The sequence below is a fragment of the Novosphingobium taihuense genome, assembly GCF_007830315.1.
Classification (GTDB): Bacteria; Pseudomonadota; Alphaproteobacteria; order Sphingomonadales; family Sphingomonadaceae; genus Novosphingobium; species Novosphingobium taihuense.
The window spans coordinates 961,806-979,516 of record NZ_VLKJ01000001.1; the positions used below are offsets into that span (position 1 = coordinate 961,806).

Consider the following 17,711-nt stretch of genomic DNA (forward strand, 5'->3'; position numbering starts at 1 on the left):
GCGCGACCGCGCCCACCGGGGATCTTTTCCATGTTCGTGATTGTCGGCATCGTCATCCTGCTTGCCATGGTCTTTGGCGGCTTTGCCATTACCGGTGGTGACCTTGGGCCGGTCCTGCACGCACTTCCGCACGAGATGCTGATCATCGGCGGGGCCGCCGTCGGTGCGGTCGTGACAGGCAATTCGATGCACGAACTGAAAGGCATCGGTGCAGGATTCACAAAGACGTTCAAGGGACCCAAGCATAACAAGCAGGATCACGTCGACGTCATCGTCCTGTGCACCAAACTGATGAAAATCCTGCGCAGCGATGGACCGGTTGCTCTGGAAAGCCACGTCACCGATCCAAAGAACTCGCCGATCTTCGCAGAGTATCCGCGACTGCTGGCCAATTCCGCTCTCACCTCGCTCATTTGCGATACACTTACGCTGATCGTGGTGTCGTCCGGCACGCTGGAAGTGCACGCGGTGGAAGAAGTGATGGATCACGCGATGAAGACACACTTCCATGAGTCGGGCGAGGCTCAGCATGCCATTCAGGGTCTTGCTGACGCGCTGCCTGCTCTCGGCATCGTTGCGGCCGTGCTTGGCGTGGTGAAGACCATGGGGTCCATCGACAAGCCACCATCGATCCTTGGCGCAATGATCGGTTCGGCCCTCGTCGGCACATTCCTCGGCATTCTGCTTGCCTATGGTATCGTTGGACCGATCGCGGGACGCCTGAAGCAGGTGCTCGAACAGGACGAGATGATCTTCCAGGCGGTCAAGCAGGTGATCATCGCGAGCCTGCACGGCTGGCCGCAGCCGCTGGTCGTGGAAAGCGCGCGTTCGGGGCTTGGCCATGCCTTCCGTCCCGGCCTGTCGGAACTGCTCGACGCGTTGCGCGGACGATAAGCCATGGCCAAGGCACCGGCCAAGGGCAAGAACGAGCCGCCCAGACCCATCATCGTCAAGAAGATCACGGTCGTCGCAGGTGGCCACCATGGCGGCGCGTGGAAGGTTGCCTATGCCGACTTCGTGACCGCGATGATGGCGTTCTTCCTGCTGATGTGGCTGCTCGGCGCAACCACGGAGAAGCAGCGCAAGGGCATCGCCGACTACTTTACGCCCACGCTCGTCAAGGTGAGGCAGGGCAGCGCGGGCGGCTATGGCGTGCTCGGAGGCTCCTCGCTGACCGACGCCGACGATTACCCCCACCGTGCCGGGCAGACCGGCAACAAGACTCTCTCGATCCCGCGTGATGCGACTGGCGGCCCGAAGGAAGGCGGCAGCAAGATCAAGCGTTCGCAGGTGATGAAGGAGCGGATCGCGCAGAAGCTCGCCCAGTCGGAAAAGCTCAAGAAGCTGGCACGGCAAGTGCGCATGACCGAAACGCCCGAAGGCGTTCGCCTCGATCTGGTCGACGATGCCGACTTCTCGATGTTCCTGCTCGGCACCACTGTGCTGACACCGGATGCCGCAGAACTGCTGCGCGCGATCGGTCAGGCTATCGCGCCCGATCCGACGCAGCTGACCATCCGCGGCCACACCGACTCGCTGCCGTGGAAGAACGGCGTCGCCAACAACTGGTCACTCTCGGCCGGACGGGCCGAATCGACGCGGCAGGCCCTGATGCGACAGGGCATCGGCGAAACGCGGTTCCGCCGCATCGAGGGCGTGGCTGACCGCGAGCCGCTGGTGCAGAACAACCCGGCCGACCCGCGCAACCGGCGCATGTCCATTCTGATTACTGGCTGATCAAGCAACAAAATGACATCATCATGAAATATTGGTGAAAGTTCTGGTTGCAAGTGCAACCTCTTCACTGCAGCTTCCTGTCATTGCGGGGTGCGTCGTGCGTCGGTCACGATCCGCAAAGGTTTGAGACAGGGAGTTGAGACAAGATGAGGAAGTTTGCAGCTTTGGCTACCGTTTCGGCGGTGGCACTGGCAGGAATCGTGCTCGCCGCTGCCGGAGGCGGAAAGTCGGCAGGATCAAGCACTGTCCTCCTCCCCGCCACGTCGAGCGCCAGCGTCGCCGCATCGGCAAAGCCGACCATGGCTGCAGCTGCGGGATCGGCCATCCCGGACAGCTGGATCTGCGTCTTCAAGAAGGGGAGCGTCGCTCCGGGTGCGGAAAAGGCCGAGGCGAACCGGGTTGTCGGCAAGGCCGGCGGCAGAATTGGCCACGTCTATAGTCATGCCCTGCAAGGCTTCTCGATCAACCTGCCGGCGCAGGGTGCCCAGGCAGTCGCCGCACACAATCCCAATATCGAATATTGCGAGGCTGACCAGATCGCGACGGTGATTGATCCGATCAACGCGCTGGCCCGGCCCGGCGGCGGCGGCGGATCGACCACCGAAAGCACGCCTGCGGGCATCACGCGCGTTGGCGGTGGAGCGGCCTACACCGGAACTGGCCGCGCCTTCGTGATCGACAGCGGCATCTTCCTGACGCATCCGGACCTCAACGTCGATACCGCGCTGAGCCGCAACTTCGTGGCGCGAGAAACCTCGCCGAATGACCTCAACGGCCACGGCACGCATGTCGCTGGAACGATTGCCGCCAAGCTGAACGGGACGGGCGTCGTCGGGGTCGCGGCAGGGGCGAAGGTCGTTGCCGTGCGCGTACTCGACCGTCGTGGCAGCGGGGCTTATTCGGACGTGATCGCAGGGGTCGACTACGTGGCATCGGTCGGCAAGCTGGGTGACGTCGCCAACATGAGCCTTGGCGGGCCGGTGTCCGATGCCCTCGATACGGCGGTAATCAACGCCTCGAACAGCAGCAAGGTCATCTTTGCTCTGGCCGCCGGGAACGAGACCGACGATGCCAACAACCATTCACCCGCACGCGCAGACGGGGCCTATATCTACACAGTGGCGGCAGTGAACAGCTCCGATACCTTCGCGAGCTTCTCGAACTACTCGGTGATCAACGATCCGGTGGACTTTGCCGAACCCGGCGTCTCGATCCTCTCGACTTGGCTCAATGGCGGATACAACACGATCTCGGGCACCTCGATGGCGACGCCGCACCTTGCCGGGCTCGTGCTCATCGGTGGCCCGCGCAGCGATGGTCGGCTTTCGACGGCAGCGCCCAATGGCGTCCGTTTCCCGGTCGGCGTGAAGTAAACCCGCCCATCTCCAGAAATGCGAAGGGCGGCCCCGCAAGGTGCCGCCCTTCTTCTGTACCGGAGAACGCACGAAGACCCGGCGGCCTGGGGTGGGCCGCCGGGCTCGTGATCACGCCTGGTGGAGACAGGCGTATCTCATGCCTTAACGCAGCAGCGACAGCACGTTCTGCTGGCTCTGGTTGGCCTGTGCGATCATCGCGGTCGAGGCCTGCGAAAGGATCTGGGCCTTCGCCATCTGCGTGGTTTCGGTCGAGTAGTCGGTGTCCTGAATGCGCGAACGGGCATCCGACAGGTTGGTGATGTTGTCGTTGAGGTTGTTCACCACCGATTCCAGGCGGTTCATGCCGGCACCGAGCGTTGCACGCGAGCTCGAGATCGAGTCCAGTTCGGTGTCGAGCGTTGCGAGCAGACCGTTTGCCGAGGTTGCCGAGGAGACATCGTAAGACCCGGCAGCACCGCCGTTAGCCGACAGCGTGGTAAGGTCGGCCATGGTGATGTCCACGGTGTCCGAACCGTTTGCACCGGTCTGCACCGTCACGGTCGCAACCGAGCCATCGAACAGCTGCACACCGTTGAATTTGGTGTTGTCGATGATCTGGCCCATCTGCGCGGTCAGCTCGTCAACTTCCGTCTGCATGTAGGCACGGTCGGTGGCGTCCTGATAGGTGCCCGAAGCCGACTGCACGGCCAGTTCACGAACGCGCTGGAGCATGTTCGACACTTCGTTCAGCGCGCCTTCTGCGGTCTGTGCCAGCGAAATGCCGTCGTTCGAGTTACGAACGCCCTGATTCATACCCTTGATCTGGGCCGTCATGCTCGTGGCAATGGCAAGACCCGCTGCGTCGTCCTTGGCGCCATTGATGCGCTTGCCGGTCGACAGGCGTTCCATCGCCGTGCCGAGCATCTTGTTGGCCATGTTCGACGAGTTCGTCGCCTTCAAGGCACTGATGTTTGTATTGATAACCGCCATTTTCCATTCTCCGGTAGGTGGTGTGTCGTTCCCGATAGGACCGCCGGTCAGAGGATCGACACGGCTGTCGGAACAAAGACCGGCAAAGTGCAGCCGGTTTTAAGCCACCCCCCGGCAAAAGACTGCCGCACCTAAGTACTGGCACTTAGGGTTACCCGACCCCTTAAAGTTTCAACCTGTTTGTCGGTCCCGCGCGAAAGAAGGTCCCAGACAGGATGGTTAACAGGGGTCTTGAAATGATTCGCGATTGCGGAGCACTGCAGTTCACGGAAGCGGCGGCGAAAGCCCATCCTGCGCTGGTCCAGCGCGCGGCGGCAGTGCTGTCGAGCTATGGCGAGCCCGGCGATGCCATGCTGGCCGATGCCTTCGAGAACGCCAGCCTTGCGCCTCGCAAGCCGGTGGTCCTGCTGGAACGGTCGGAAGTGCCCTCGATCGAGCGTCAGGCCGGAAGCCGCATTGCTTGCCTGCGCTACGCCGACGGCGCGGGCGAAGCCGCATTGGCCGCACTGCTAGCCTGCGCGGCCCGCCCCGGCGCGCCGATTGCGGCCGATCCCGAGAGCCTGTCCGTCCTTGCCCTTGCCACGCGCATTGCCGCCAGCGAGATCCCGGTCCTGATCAACGGCCCCACCGGCACCGGCAAGGAAGTGCTCAGCCGCTTCATCCACGAACGCTCGGCTCGCAAGGACAAGCCCTTCGTTGCGATCAATTGCGCCGCCATGCCCGAAGCCATGCTCGAAGCGCTGCTGTTCGGCCACCAGAAGGGGGCGTTCACTGGCGCCAATGCCGCGAGCGAAGGCTTCTTCCGCGCGGCTGACGGCGGCACTCTGCTGCTCGACGAGATCGCCGAAATGCCGATCACCCTTCAGGCCAAGCTGCTGCGTGCGCTGCAGGAAGGCGAAGTCGTGCCGCTGGGCGCGACCAAGCCGATCAAGGTCGACGTCCGCGTGATCGCCTGCGCCAACCGCGATCTGCCGCTCGAGGTCGAGGAAGGCCGCTTCCGGGCTGACCTCTACTATCGCCTCAACGTATTCCCCCTCACCCTGCGCGCGCTGTGCGAACGGCCCGAGGATATTGCCCCGCTGGCCTTTGCCATGGCGCTGCGTCACTCGGCCACCAGCCCGTGGATCTCGGACGAGGCGCTGTCGATGCTCTGCGGCCACTCCTGGCCCGGCAACGTGCGCGAGCTGGAGAACGTGATGCGCCGCGCCCTTGTCCTTGCGGGCAACGCTGCGGTGATCGGCGCGGAGCACATCGTGTTCGACCGGCCCGCCCGCCTCATCAACGAGCCAGCGGCCCCTGTCGTGACGGGCGATGCCACCCTGTCCAACATCGTCCAGATGTCGGAAGCGAAGGCGATCCTCTCGACGCTGGAAGCCTGCAACGGCAGCCGCGTTGCTGCCGCACGCCAGCTTGGCATTTCCGAGCGGACCTTGCGCTATCGCCTTGCCAGCTTTCGTGATGCCGGGATCGAAGTGAACGGCCGTGCAGTGGGTGGCAGGCGATGAGCGTCTCCGGCATCGGTGGCCGGGCCTCCGGCATCCAGGACATCATGGCACTGCGCCAGCAGATCATGGAGCGCTCGCAGCTGCTCCAGCAGGTCAAGGCGCCCGAGACCGCAACTTCGACGAGCGCAACCAGCGGCCCGGCCGGAAGCTTCACCGAGAGCCTCAAGGGCGCGCTCGATAACGTGAATGCCAGCCAGCAGAAGGCCAGCGCGATCACCGAGGCGTACGAGCGCGGCGAGACCATCGACATCGCCAAGGTCATGCTTGCCCGGCAGGAATCAGGCGTTGCCTTCGAGGCTACGCTGCAGGTCCGCAACAAGCTGCTGACCGCGTACCAGGACATCATGCGGATGGGAGTGTGATTGAATGGCTGAGGCAAATCCTTCCGCCACACAGGCAGGCTCGCTGACCGATCCGCTTGCCGGTGGCCTTGGCGCGCGGGCGAAAGCCATGCTCGCCCAGCCATCCGTGCGGCGCATGATCCCATGGTTCGCGGGCGTATCGGCCGCAGGACTGACCGGCGTGCTGTGGCTGACCATGGCCCCGGCGCCGCAGCGCATGCTCTACAGCCAGCTCTCCGACGGCGAGCGCGCCGAAGTGACCGCCAGCCTCGAGAAGGCAGGAATTCCCTACCAGATCGACAGTGCCACCGGCGCGATCACCGTGGGCGAGGACGACCTCTACAAGGCGCGCATGGCAGCGGCATCGGACGGCGCGATCGCCACACCCGAAACCGGCACGCAGATGCTCGACAAGCTGCCGATGGGCGCAAGCCGCGGCCTTGAAGGGCAGCGTCTGCAGGCCGCGCGCGAGCGCGAGCTGGAACTGACGGTGATGGAGATCGACGGCGTCGAAGCCGTGCGCGTCCACCTCGCCGAACCCGAAAAGTCGGTGTTCGTGCGCGAGAACGTCCCGCCATCGGCTTCGGTCATGGTCAAGCTGAAGCGCGGGCGGCAGCTTTCGGAAAGCCAAGTCCGCGCGATCGTGAACCTTGTGGCGGGATCGGTTCCGGGCCTTTCGATCGATGCGGTCCGCGTGGTGGACCAGCATGGCGCGCTTCTTTCCGACCCATCCGGCCCCGATGGCGACCGCCTCGAACTGCAGCAGCGCATGGAAGAGAAGCTGCGCCAGCAGGTTGCCCAGTTGCTCACCCCCATGCTCGGCGAAGGCAACTTCTCGTCCGAGATCCAGCTCGACCTCGACATGGATCAGGTGACATCGGCACGGGAAAGCTATGACAAGCAGGGCGTCGTCCGCTCTGAAACGCAAAGCGCCTCGCAACAGGCAGGCGCGACCACCGCGCAAGGCGTGCCCGGCGTCACCGCCAACACGCCACCACCGGCCACGACCGCGCAAGCAGGTGCGCCGCAAGGCACGCCGACAACCGCCGCAGCTCCTGCGGGCGCCAACGGGGAATCCAGCTCGACCCGCACATATGAACTGGGTCGAGAAGTCGCCGTTTCGAACCAGACCCCCGGCAAGATCAAGCGCCTCTCGGTCGCGGTCGCGCTCAGTGCGGAGATCATGGCCAAGGCCAAGCCGCAGGACATCGAACAGATCAAGCAACTGGTCAGCGCTGCAGTTGGTGCGGATGCCGCGCGTGGCGATCAGGTTGCCGTGGCCGTGCGTGCGTTCAAGCCTGCTGATGTCACCCCGGCGCCGTTCTGGGAAACGCCGTGGTTCGCAACGATCCTGCGGAATGCTGTCGCCCTGATCGCAGTGCTGCTGGTGCTGCTGCTCGGCGTCAGGCCGCTGATCAAGGCGTTGAAGCGCGAGCCCGCCAGTGGCGAAAGCAAGCCGCTCAAGAAACGCAAGAAGGGCGAAGCGGCAGAGGATGAAGGCAAGGACGAGGACGAGGAGGAGACCGGCGAAGACAGCGTCGAGACGGTCACGCCCGAGGAAGTGGCTCAGGCTATCCAGCCCGCGCAGGACCCACAAACTGGCGTGGTCGATGCCGAAGCGCTCGCCCGGCAGGTCAGCCTTGCCCAGCGACTTGTCGTCGAGAAGCCCGATAGCGCGGTGGTCGCGCTCAAGCAGATGCTCAAGACCCCTGAAGAGGAAGGTGCCAGCGCATGAGCGACCTGATGGAAGCCCCGGCCATTTCCGATCCCGAGCGTGCGGCCGTGATGGTCATGCTGCTGGAGGACGATCAGGCGGCGCAGATCCTTGCCCAGCTAGAGCCTGCCGAACTGCGCCTGCTTGGCGAAAAGATGTGCGCATTGGGCGAGATCGGCCCGGTCGCCATTGCCCAGGCGATTGCAGGCTTCGTCGAGAAGACCGAGCGGCTTGGCCTGATCGCGCATGATCGCGTCGGCCAGGTCCGCTCGCTGATGACGCGGGCCGTGGGCGAAGTGAAGGCCGACAGCCTGATGCAGCGCATCGTGCCCGACGATCCCTCGCGAACGCCGACTATCGAACTCGCCCGCTGGCTGACCCCGCAGGTGATCGTGCCGCTGATCCGCGACGAACACCCGCAGGCCATCGCCGTGCTGCTCGTGCAACTCGATCCCGAGGTTGCCGCCGCCGTGCTCCATGGCCTGCCCGACGAGGTGCAGCCTCAGGTCGTCCATCGCATCGCCACGCTCGGCCCGGTCGCGCCCGAGGCCATCGCCATGCTCGACGAACTGCTCAACCGGCGGATCGGCGAATGCCACGGTACAGGTGCCCTCACCATGGGCGGCCCGCGCGAGGCGGCCGACATCATCAATGCCTCGGTCCGCGCGGTCGAAAAGCGGGTCATGCCCGAGATCGCCAAGCAGGACCGCCAGCTCGCCAAGGCCATCGAGAACGAAATGTTCAAGTTCGAGCACCTCTTCGTGCTCGACGACAAGTCGATGGGCGCGCTTCTGCGCGAGGTCGACAGCGATGCACTGATAGCGGCGCTCAAGGGCATTCCCGAAGACCAGCGCGAGGTGTTCTTCCGCTCGATGTCGAGCCGTGCCGCCGATGGCGTGCGCGACGAGATCGCGGCGCGCGGCCGCATGAAGATGGCCGAAGTGATCGAGGCCCAGAAGGCCATGGTCACTGCCGCCCGTCGCCTCTCGGCCGAAGGCGTGATCGTGTTCGGTGCCGGCGACGACGACTATGTCTGAAGCCCTGCGCGCGATTTCGCTTGCCGATCTCGGGCATGCTTCCCCGGGTTTTGCGCGGGACCGCCGCTTCTTCCGCCAGCTTGTCGTTCCCGAGCCCGAACCCGAGTCGGTCGCGCCCGAGTCGGTCGCGCCCGATCCGACCGAGCCGCACGATCCCGTGGCCGAAGCCTGGGCCGAGGGTTACGCCAAAGGCCTTGGCGATGCGCAGGAGGCGGCCGCGCAGCTCATTGCGGAGCAGGATGCCGCGCGCAGCCGCATCGAATTCGGCCTCGGCAGAATTGATGCCGCCATGCAATCCGAACTCGAGGATCGCCTGCGCGAAACCGTGATCGCATTGTGCGAGGCGGCCATCGCCCCCGCCGCGCTCGATCCCGATGCGCTTACCCGGCGCGTTCAGGTGGCTGCGGCGATGCTCGCCCGCGCCGAAGACCAGCGTGTGATCCGCCTTCACCCCGAAGACCTCGCCCTCATCGCCGCACGCCTGCCTGAAGACTGGCACTTCGAACCCGACGCTGGCCTCGAGCGCGGCGCACTGCGCGTCGAAGGCGCGGCAGGCGGCGTCGAGGACGGGCCCGAGCAATGGCGCTGCGCCATCAACGAAGCCTTGCGCCAGTGCTGAAGGCCACGACGCCTGTCCTATTCGAACGCACGCTCGATTCCCTCGCGCTGTGCGAGCCGGACTTCACCCCTTCGCGCTATGGCCTGCTCGCTGCCTGCGATGGCGGAATGCTGGAAGTCTCTGGCCTTTCTGTCCCGATCGGCACGCAATGTCGCATCGCCCATGGCACGGGCTCGCTGACAGCTGAGACCGTAGGCTTCCGCAATGGCCGCACGCTGATGATGCTGCTCGGCGATCCGGTCCTGCTGCGCCCCGGCGCACGGGTCCGGCCTGAAGGTCGGCCCGGCATGCTCCCTGTGGGCGAGGCCTTCCTTGGCCGCGCCATCGATGGCGAAGGCAAGCCTATCGACGGCATGGGACCGATCCACAGTCGCCGTGAATGGCCCGCAGGTGGCGTCCGCGCTGCCGCGCTGGATCGCTCGCCGGTGCGCGAGAGCTTCGACACCGGCGTGCGCGCGCTCAATGCCCTGACCACCTTTGGCGTCGGCCAGCGCATCGGCATCATGGCAGGCTCTGGCGTCGGCAAATCGGTCCTGCTCGACATGATCGCGCATGGGGCCGAGGCCGAGATCGTCATCGTCGGCCTGATCGGCGAACGCGCGCGCGAAGTGTCCGATTTCGTCGAAAGGCACATGCAGGGATCGAAGCGCGAGCGCTCGGTCATCGTTGCCGTTCCTGCAGACCACGCACCCAACTTGCGCATCCGGGGCGCGATGCTCGCCACCAGCCTTGCCGAATATTTCCGCGCGCAGGGCAAGCGCGTGCTGCTGATCATGGACAGCCTCACCCGCGTCGCCCACGCCGGACGCGAGATCGCGCTGCTGCTGGGCGAACCGGGCGCGGCGCGCGGCTATCCGCCCTCCGCGCTTGCCACGATTACCAAGCTGGTCGAGCGCGCAGGCAATTCGGCACAGAGTGGCGGCTCGGTCACCGGGCTCTACACGGTCCTCGCCGATGGCGACAACCAGGACGACCCGGTGGTCGATACTGCCCGCTCGATCCTCGATGGACATATCGTGCTGTCCCGCGATCTCGCCCAGCGCGGCCAGTACCCGGCGATCGACATCGCCGCATCGCTCAGCCGCGTGATGAATGACATCACCGCACCCGATCACCAGAAGGCCGCGCGCACGTTCCGAGCGCTCGTCGCCGCCTATGAAGCCAACCGCGATCTCGTGCTGATGGGCGCCTATCGCGCCGGAGCCGATCCGCAGCTCGATCGCGCCATTGCGATGCACGAGGCGCTCTCCGCCTTCATCGGCCAGCCCCAGCGCGAGGTCGTGCCGATGGCTGACAGCATTGCCGCGCTGACCGGGCTGATCGGCCCGTGAAAGCCGAACGCGCCCGCCTTGCCCGCCTCAAGCGCCTCGAACGTATCCGCGACATCGCCCGCCAGAACGCGCTTGCCGAAGCGGGCAAGGCCGAAGGCACGCTGGCGCAGTTGCAGGGTTTGGTCGAACGTACCCAGCGCCTTTCTGCCGACTACGCCGCGCGCACCGATGCCCGCGACGCGCACGGCCTCCAGCAGTTGCGGCACTTCGTGGCCGGGCTCGATCGCATCACCACCGGAACCCGCGCTGATGCCGAAGCCGCCCGGCGCATTGCCGATGCCAAGGCGCAGGAAGCCGCTGCTGCCGAGCGCCGCCGCGCAGCTGTGGAGGAACGCGCCGAGGCCCAGGCCCGCCTGATCGCCCGCAAGGTGGAATCCGCAACAATACCTACTGCCGCCTCGGCCAAGCGATCTGGCACGGGCCTTGAATAGACAGGGTTGACGCCTTCGCGACGGAGCCCTGCCCATGTTCGACTTTTCCGCCTCCCCCTTGCTGCCAGTGGTTTCGCCGCTTCCGGCGATGCCGCTCGCAAACATGGGGAACGCGGCGGAAACGGCGGATCTTGCCCCCACTCAGCCATTGATCACGGACTTTGCGTCGCTGCTCGCCGGACAGTCTGCACCGGACGAAACCCCCATTGCGCCCCCCGCCCCCGGCAATACCCTGCCGATTGGCGGCAAGACCTTGCCGGTACCGGCAATGGGCCGCGCTCGGCCGGCAGTTCCAGCACAGACTTTGACCGCGAAGACTTCTGGAGAACAGGCTCAGCCCGAAACATCGGCACGGCCGGAAAACAAGGTTGAGGCGAAGGCCGAGGAAGCGCTCGAGGGGTGGGAAACCGGCAAACCTGAAGCGACGGGCCTGCCCCTCGCTGATATGGCAATGCTGACCGCGATCTTCGCCGCGCCCGATCGCCTGACTACGAACACTTCCCCGGAGCGAGTAGTCGAAGGCTTCCAGCCACCTTCGAATACAGCGCCACACACGCCTGCCCAGATCGCTGCGCCGCTTGATGCCGCACAAAAGGCAGTCGCTCTGGCACAGACGGCACAGGTCGAACTGCTCCCTGCGAAAAGTCAGCCGATAGCTGGCGCAGCCAGCAACGCCGAAGCACCGAAGGGTGTGTTTCCTGCTGAGATTGCCGCCGCCTTGCAGGCCGGCAACAGCCACATGCAGACGCCGAACAGGGCATCGCCAGAGGCACCAGCAATCGCCGAGGCGGAGGCTCCCGCCGAGGATGCGGCACCCCAGTCGGCTCCTCGCCAAGCGAACCCGCGCGAACCAGCAGCGCTTGAAGCGGTCACGCCCGCAGCAAGCACGACGCTGGCCTCACAACGGCCATTGGCCACCCGAACTCAGCCAGATCCGGAAAAACCGGACGAGCCCCTGAAACCAGCATCGGCTGCGCCAACCCCCAACGTCCTGGCTGCTCCGGACCAACCATTGCGCGCCGAGGGGCAAGCCCCGGCCAGTCTCCGGACAGAGCCCGCGCCGGAGCGGATCGATTTTGCCACGCTGGTCGACACGCTCGCCCGCGCCCGCGAGGACGCTTCGCCGCGCACAGTCCATGCCTCGGTTGCCCATGCCGAGTTTGGCCGCGTCTCGCTGCGTTTCGACCGTGACGAGGACAACGCGCTGTCGGTGGCGATGAGCAGTGCGGACCCCGACTTTGCCCGCGCGGTCAGCGCCGCCGCTGACGCTTCGCCCGCAAGCAACGAATCTGCGGCACAGGCTCCGCGCCAGCAGGCCGCGGCTGACGCCCGCACCAGCCAGGGCGAAGGCCAGCGCCAACAACCGCAGAGCCAGCCAGCCCAGCAGCGCCCGGCCACCAACGCCGCGCCTCGGCATGACCAGAACGACGAACCAACCACCCGGCGCGATGCGCGCGACATCTACGCCTGATCCTGATCCCCGAACTTCGAGAGAACCCGCATGAGTGACAAGAGCGAGAAGGACGACAAGCCCAAGAAGAAGAAGGGCGGCGGCATGATGGTCAAGGTCATCGGCGCCGTTGCCTTGCTCGGCGTCGGTGGCGGGGGCGTATTCGGTCTCGTCGCTGCCGGGATCATTGGCGGCGGCACGCACGAAGTCGTCAAGGTGGACAACAACCCGAAGCTGATCCGCAAGGGTGAGGAAGACCCCTATGCTCCAGTGGCCAAGGAAGGCGAAGGCGAAGGTGCCGCGGCCGACACCGATGGCGAAGGCGGCAGCGAGTTCCGCACGGTCTATTACAACTTCCCCGAGGACTTCACCTCGAACCTCAAGAACACAGACGCGCTCCTGCAGGTCAACGTCTCGGCCTCGACCCGCCGCGATTATCGCGTGGTGCTGTGGATGAAGAAGCATGAGCTGGCGATCCGCTCGGCCCTGCTCATCGCGATTGCCGATACGCCCGAGGAAGACGTGATCAGCCCCGAAGGCAAAGGCCGCCTGCAGAAGCGCCTAACCGCCGCAATCAACAAGGTCCTCACCGAGAACGAGGGCTTTGGCGGCGTCGACAACGTCTATTTCAAGACCTTCATCGTCCAGTGACGCCTCAAGCCCCAAGGCTCCCATGAAACCCGAACGCGCCTTCATCGCCGAACGTGCCATCGCCCGGCACGATCCGGTCCTGCTGCGTCCCGGCCCGAGTGCTGCGGATCTGGTCCCGGCGCTCACCCGGATGAGCGAGCGCCTGGCCAAGGCCGTGCGTGGCGCGCTCGTTCCGCTGCTTGGCGGTGCGGAGCCGCAGATCAATCCGATGAAGCCGATGCAAACCGACTTTGCCGACTTCTGCTCGGAAATCCCGCGTCTTGCCGCCAACAGCCTGATGCAGATCGGCACCGCACCGTTCATGGTCAGCATCGAGGGCGAGAACGTGCTGCGTCTGGTCGACCGCGCCTTCGGCGGTCCCGGCGACACTCCGTCTTCGCTGCCCAAGGAATTCCCGCTCTCGGCAGACCTGATGATCGGCCGCATCGAACAGCTCGTCGCAGCCTGCCTTGCCGTGTCACTGGGCGGAGCGGGTGGTCCGGTCCGCAGCATTCGGCGCGATGCCAGCCTGGCGCAGTTGCAGGCCATGCCCGATGCCACGCCAGTCGCCAGCCTTACGCTCAATGTCGTCGAGCAGGGTCGCATGCCTTGGGCGATTGCCTTCGCCTTTCCGCTCGAAACGCTGTCGGCGATGTTCGCGCATGGCGAATCCAAGCGCCCAGCAAAGCCTGCTCGTGGCCCCGCCCAGCCGACTGACGCACCCTTCGCCGACTTGCCGATCGATGTCACTGCCGTGCTGGTCGACATGAGCCTGCCGCTCGCCACCGTCTCTGCCCTGCGCATCGGGCAGGTCCTGCCGGTGCCAATCGCCCGCAGCGTGCCGGTCAAGGTCGGAGCCAAGACTTACGCCCACGGCACCATCGGCGCGCTCGACGATCGCGTCGCCATCCAGATCACCCAGCTTTCCTGATTTCACGAAGAGGCCACCAAGACATGACCTTCCAGCCCCGCGGTTTCGATTTCCTCAAGGACGTCGATGTCCGCCTGACCGTAGAACTCGGCCGCACCGCGATGAAGCTCAGGGACGTGCTGTCGCTGTCCGAAGAGTCGGTCGTCACGCTCGACCGCATGACCGACGAACTGCTCGATGTCATGGTCAACGGCAAGCTGATCGCGCGCGGCGAAGTGGTGGCGCAGGGTGATCGCTTCGGTCTCAGGATCGTGGAGCTGGCCGGGAGCGAACCGGAGGAAGCGCCTGCAGCCGCCCCGGCGAAGAAGCCCGCCAGGGGGGATGCGGCCTGATGTTCTGGTACGTCCTCAAGCTGCTCGTGCTGCTGCCGCTGATCGGCGGCCTTGCCTGGGCCAGTCTCAAGTTTGCCAAGCGCATGGAAGGCCGCTTCATGGCAGGCAACGCGCCCAAGTCGGTGCGCATCGTCGAAACCCAGATGCTCAGCCCCACGCTGCGCCTTGCCGTGCTGGAATTCCACGGGCGAGAAATTCTGGTGTCCGCTGGCAAGAACGGTCTGGTTCGGCTTGCCGAAGCCCCCGCACGGCCCAAGGTTGAAGCGGAGGACGCCCAGTGAAGCGCCTGCTCGCAACCCTTGCCACGACGCTGACCCTGATTCCGCACTACGCCATGGCGCAGGCCGCCGGCCCTGCCCCGGCGCAGCAGCCCGCCGCGATCTCCGGTGCGCTCGACCGCGCCTTCGGCCAGATGGCTGGCGCGCAGAGCGGCGGCTCGCTGTCGCTTTCGTTGCAGCTCCTGCTCATCATGGGCCTGCTGACGATCCTGCCGTCGCTGATCCTGATGATGACCAGCTTCACGCGCGTGCTGGTGGTGCTGTCGATCCTGCGTCAGGCGATGGGTCTCCAGCAGTCGCCGCCCAACCAGGTGCTGATCGGCCTGTCGCTGTTCCTATCGCTGTTCATCATGGGCCCCACGCTCGACAAGGTGAATGCCAACGCGATCCAGCCCTATTCCAGCGGTCAGATCGGGGCAGAGCAGGCCTTCGTGGCGGGTGGACGCGAGTTCCATGCCTTCATGATCCGCCAAACCCGCGAGACGGACCTGCGCATGTTCTCGGAAATGGCCAGAGCGCCCAAGTTCGCCAGCCCCGCTGACGTGCCCTATTCGATCCTGCTGCCCGCCTACGTCACCAGCGAACTCAAGACCGCCTTCCAGATCGGCTTCATGCTGTTCCTGCCGTTCCTGGTGATCGACCTCGTCGTGTCATCGGTGCTGATGAGCCTCGGCATGATGATGATGAGTCCGACCATCGTCTCGCTCCCGTTCAAGCTGCTGCTCTTCGTGCTAGTCGATGGCTGGGCGCTGCTGATGGGCAGCCTTGCAGCAAGCTTCGGGTAAGCGGCGATGGAAGACACCGCCTCCCTCCTCGCGCTGGCTGACCGGATGTTGTGGATCACGGCGCTGGTCGCGGCGCCGATCCTCCTCGCCTCGCTTGCCGTCGGCCTCGTTGTCGGCGTGATCCAGGCGGCAACGTCGGTCAACGAACAGACGCTGACCTTCGTGCCCAAGCTGGCTGTCACCGCGCTGGTGCTGGTGCTGTTCGGCTCGGCCATGCTCGGCCTTGTCGGGGATTTCACCAAGGAAATCTTCGACCAGATCGCCATGACGGGCAAAGGCTAGGCCGTGCTGCAACTCGACTTCGGTTTCGGCGCGCTCGAGGCGGACTTCTGGCGGTGGATGTTCGTGATGACGCGCATCGCCGCCGCCATGTTCGCAGCGCCCCTGTTCGGCACCGGCACCGTTCCTTATCAGGTCCGCATCGTCGCCTCTGGCGCCATCGCGATGCTGGTCTGCGGCTGGACCGATGTTGCAGCGCCAACGGCTCTGCTCTCGATCAACGGTATCCTCTCCGCCGCCAACGAAGTCCTGATCGGCCTCGCCATGGGCTTTGCCCTGCAACTATCGTTCGCCGCGCCAACGCTGGCGGCCGAAGTGATCGGCGGCGGCATGGGCATGTCGATCGCCACCACGGCCGACCCGGTCAGTGGCGCCCACTCGCCTGCGATGGGCCAGTATTTCGCGGTAGTGCTGACAGTGATCTTCCTCGGCACTGGCGCGCATCTCAACTGGATCGCGCTATTGGTCGACAGCTACCGCACCTTCCCGCCGGGCACATCTTGGTTAGCGGCTAACCGGATCGACTTGATCGGCCAGTTCGCCACGCAGATGTTCGTGACCGCAATCCTCATCGCCCTGCCCGTCACCCTGATCCTGCTGCTGGTGCAGGTAACGACCGGTATCATCAGCCGCTCAGCCCCCAGCCTGAACCTGTTCTCGCTCGGCCTTCCCGCAGGCGTGCTCGCTGGCCTTGCTGCGATGATCGCTGCCGCCCCGATGCTGACCGACGTGATGGTCGACATCTCCGCCACCGCCGTCGCCAACGCTGGCGCGCTGGTCCTGAAGTAGGAGGCGGACATGGCCGAGCAGGAAGGCGAAAAGTCCTTTGCCCCGACAGAGAAGCGCAAGAAGGACGCTGCCAAGAACGGCGACGTCTTGCGCTCCAAGGACCTCGCGACGGCCATCGGCGTACTCGTCGGCGCGATCTGGCTGAAGTTTGCCGGGCCCTGGATGTTCGATGCCCTGCAGGACACCCTGCGCGCCTCGTTCATGCTCGACCGCGCGGCCATCGAGGACTTTGCCCCCGCCAAACTGCTGACCGGCGCGCTGATCGCGGTACTGCCCCCGGTCATGCTGCTTGGCCTGATGGTTCTGGCCGCTTCCGTCTTCTCGCAGATCGGCCTGTCCGATGGGCGGTGGATCCCTTCGAACCTCGCCCCCAAGGCTTCGCGCATCAATCCGCTTTCGGGGCTGAAACGCATGTTCGGTCCGCAGGGCTGGATCGAACTGGCCAAGGGTCTTGCCAAGCTGCTGCTGCTTGGCGCGATTGCCTGGTCTTGGGCCTCGGGCCGCATCGCCGGGATGGTTGGCCTTGGCCAGGGCAGCATCCACGGCCAGCTCGTCACCGCATGGGAGACCATCGTCTCCCTCGCCTTCGCGCTCGCATCAGGCCTGATCGTGATCGCGCTGGTCGATTTTCCGATCCAGTGGGTGCGCCGCTTCCTGCGTCTGCGCATGACGCTGCAGGAAGTGAAGGACGAGCACAAGGAGGCGGAAGGCTCGCCCGAAAAGAAGGCCGCAATCCGCAACAAGCAGCGCCAGCTCGCCATGGGCGCAATGCAGCAGGCGATGCAGAAGGCGCAGTTCGTGATCACCAACCCGACGCACTTCTCGGTCGCCATGGTCTATGATCCCGAGCTGGCCCCAGCACCGGTCGTCCTCGCCAAGGGCCGCGGCGAGAAGGCGCTTGCCATGCGCGAACTGGCCGCAGAACTCGGGGTCCCCACCCTCGAAATCCCGCCGCTCGCCCGCTCGGTCTATTTCACCACGCGCGAAAACCAGATGATCCGCGAGGACCTCTACGCCGCCATTGCCTCGGTTCTCGCTTTTGTCCTCTCGTTGAAACGTGGTGACAACCCCCAACTTCCCGCGATCGATCTTCCGATCCATATGCAGTTCGACGCAGAAGGTCGCCCCGAAGCTGTCATCGACCTTAAGACCGCAACTGCGCGGCCGTCCTAAGTCC

General features: G+C 65.2%; 20 protein-coding genes. 19 read left to right on the forward strand and 1 reads right to left on the reverse strand.

Annotated elements, in window-relative coordinates:
- The first annotated feature begins 30 nt into the window (after nucleotides 1-30).
- The 3 genes from motA to IQ25_RS04610 all read left to right on the forward strand — a co-directional run bounded on the left by motA (nucleotide 31) and on the right by IQ25_RS04610 (nucleotide 3,110).
- Nucleotides 31-894, forward strand: a complete 864-nt coding sequence (gene motA / locus IQ25_RS04600; protein WP_144902797.1) for a flagellar motor stator protein MotA — start codon at nucleotides 31-33, stop codon at nucleotides 892-894.
- 3 nt (nucleotides 895-897) lie between these two features.
- Nucleotides 898-1,737, forward strand: coding sequence for a flagellar motor protein MotB (locus tag IQ25_RS04605; RefSeq protein ID WP_144902799.1), 840 nt, complete (start codon nucleotides 898-900; stop codon nucleotides 1,735-1,737).
- 146 nt (nucleotides 1,738-1,883) lie between these two features.
- Nucleotides 1,884-3,110, forward strand: a complete 1,227-nt coding sequence (locus IQ25_RS04610; RefSeq protein ID WP_144902802.1) for a S8 family serine peptidase — start codon at nucleotides 1,884-1,886, stop codon at nucleotides 3,108-3,110.
- A gap of 144 nt (nucleotides 3,111-3,254) precedes the next feature.
- On the opposite strand, the gene IQ25_RS04615 is transcribed toward IQ25_RS04610, so the two are convergent.
- Nucleotides 3,255-4,082 carry a flagellin N-terminal helical domain-containing protein gene (locus IQ25_RS04615; RefSeq protein WP_144902805.1) on the reverse strand — a complete coding sequence of 276 codons (828 nt, stop codon included), beginning with the start codon at nucleotides 4,080-4,082 and terminating at the stop codon, nucleotides 3,255-3,257.
- Nucleotides 4,083-4,318: 236 nt separating this feature from the next.
- Here IQ25_RS04615 and IQ25_RS04620 point away from each other — a divergent pair, with 236 nt between their 5' ends.
- Genes IQ25_RS04620 through IQ25_RS04695 form a run of 16 tightly spaced genes read left to right on the forward strand, consistent with a single transcriptional unit; the run spans nucleotide 4,319 to nucleotide 17,707 of the window.
- Nucleotides 4,319-5,587 (forward strand): sigma-54 interaction domain-containing protein, encoded by a 1,269-nt coding sequence (locus IQ25_RS04620; RefSeq protein ID WP_144902808.1) that lies wholly within the window; start codon nucleotides 4,319-4,321, stop codon nucleotides 5,585-5,587.
- On the forward strand, nucleotides 5,584-5,949 hold the full coding sequence (gene fliE, locus IQ25_RS04625; protein WP_144902811.1) for a flagellar hook-basal body complex protein FliE: 366 nt from the start codon (nucleotides 5,584-5,586) through the stop codon (nucleotides 5,947-5,949). Before IQ25_RS04620 ends, fliE begins: the two co-directional genes overlap by 4 nt.
- Nucleotides 5,950-5,953: 4 nt before the next feature.
- Nucleotides 5,954-7,663 carry a flagellar basal-body MS-ring/collar protein FliF gene (gene fliF, locus IQ25_RS04630; protein ID WP_144902814.1) on the forward strand — a complete coding sequence of 570 codons (1,710 nt, stop codon included), beginning with the start codon at nucleotides 5,954-5,956 and terminating at the stop codon, nucleotides 7,661-7,663.
- A complete protein-coding gene (gene fliG, locus IQ25_RS04635; RefSeq protein WP_144902817.1) occupies nucleotides 7,660-8,679 on the forward strand; it encodes a flagellar motor switch protein FliG in 1,020 nt (339 codons plus the stop codon). Before fliF ends, fliG begins: the two co-directional genes overlap by 4 nt.
- Nucleotides 8,672-9,298 carry a FliH/SctL family protein gene (locus tag IQ25_RS04640; protein WP_144902820.1) on the forward strand — a complete coding sequence of 209 codons (627 nt, stop codon included), beginning with the start codon at nucleotides 8,672-8,674 and terminating at the stop codon, nucleotides 9,296-9,298. Before fliG ends, IQ25_RS04640 begins: the two co-directional genes overlap by 8 nt.
- The gene (locus tag IQ25_RS04645; protein ID WP_144902823.1) at nucleotides 9,259-10,629 is read left to right on the forward strand and encodes a FliI/YscN family ATPase; all 1,371 of its coding nucleotides are present in this window, start codon (nucleotides 9,259-9,261) and stop codon (nucleotides 10,627-10,629) included. The genes IQ25_RS04640 and IQ25_RS04645 overlap by 40 nt, the downstream gene beginning before the upstream one ends.
- Nucleotides 10,626-11,060, forward strand: coding sequence for a hypothetical protein (locus tag IQ25_RS04650; protein ID WP_181447165.1), 435 nt, complete (start codon nucleotides 10,626-10,628; stop codon nucleotides 11,058-11,060). Before IQ25_RS04645 ends, IQ25_RS04650 begins: the two co-directional genes overlap by 4 nt.
- 34 nt (nucleotides 11,061-11,094) lie before the next feature.
- Nucleotides 11,095-12,531: a hypothetical protein gene (locus IQ25_RS04655; RefSeq protein ID WP_144902826.1), complete on the forward strand. Its 1,437-nt coding sequence runs from the start codon at nucleotides 11,095-11,097 to the stop codon at nucleotides 12,529-12,531.
- A gap of 30 nt (nucleotides 12,532-12,561) precedes the next feature.
- The gene (locus tag IQ25_RS04660) at nucleotides 12,562-13,161 is read left to right on the forward strand and encodes a flagellar basal body-associated FliL family protein (protein WP_144902829.1); all 600 of its coding nucleotides are present in this window, start codon (nucleotides 12,562-12,564) and stop codon (nucleotides 13,159-13,161) included.
- 22 nt (nucleotides 13,162-13,183) lie between these two features.
- Nucleotides 13,184-14,071: a FliM/FliN family flagellar motor switch protein gene (locus IQ25_RS04665; RefSeq protein ID WP_144902832.1), complete on the forward strand. Its 888-nt coding sequence runs from the start codon at nucleotides 13,184-13,186 to the stop codon at nucleotides 14,069-14,071.
- A gap of 23 nt (nucleotides 14,072-14,094) precedes the next feature.
- Nucleotides 14,095-14,403, forward strand: coding sequence for a flagellar motor switch protein FliN (gene fliN / locus IQ25_RS04670; protein ID WP_144902835.1), 309 nt, complete (start codon nucleotides 14,095-14,097; stop codon nucleotides 14,401-14,403).
- Nucleotides 14,403-14,684: a flagellar biosynthetic protein FliO gene (locus tag IQ25_RS04675; RefSeq protein WP_144902838.1), complete on the forward strand. Its 282-nt coding sequence runs from the start codon at nucleotides 14,403-14,405 to the stop codon at nucleotides 14,682-14,684. Before fliN ends, IQ25_RS04675 begins: the two co-directional genes overlap by 1 nt.
- Nucleotides 14,685-14,737: 53 nt before the next feature.
- Nucleotides 14,738-15,466, forward strand: a complete 729-nt coding sequence (gene fliP, locus IQ25_RS04680; RefSeq protein WP_144903222.1) for a flagellar type III secretion system pore protein FliP — start codon at nucleotides 14,738-14,740, stop codon at nucleotides 15,464-15,466.
- A 6-nt stretch (nucleotides 15,467-15,472) separates the two neighbouring features.
- Entirely contained in the window at nucleotides 15,473-15,748 is a 276-nt protein-coding gene (locus IQ25_RS04685) for a flagellar biosynthetic protein FliQ (RefSeq protein WP_144902841.1), read from the forward strand.
- A 3-nt stretch (nucleotides 15,749-15,751) separates the two neighbouring features.
- Nucleotides 15,752-16,534: a flagellar biosynthetic protein FliR gene (gene fliR, locus IQ25_RS04690; protein WP_144902844.1), complete on the forward strand. Its 783-nt coding sequence runs from the start codon at nucleotides 15,752-15,754 to the stop codon at nucleotides 16,532-16,534.
- A gap of 9 nt (nucleotides 16,535-16,543) precedes the next feature.
- Nucleotides 16,544-17,707, forward strand: coding sequence for an EscU/YscU/HrcU family type III secretion system export apparatus switch protein (locus IQ25_RS04695; RefSeq protein ID WP_144902847.1), 1,164 nt, complete (start codon nucleotides 16,544-16,546; stop codon nucleotides 17,705-17,707).
- Nucleotides 17,708-17,711: the final 4 nt, after the last annotated feature.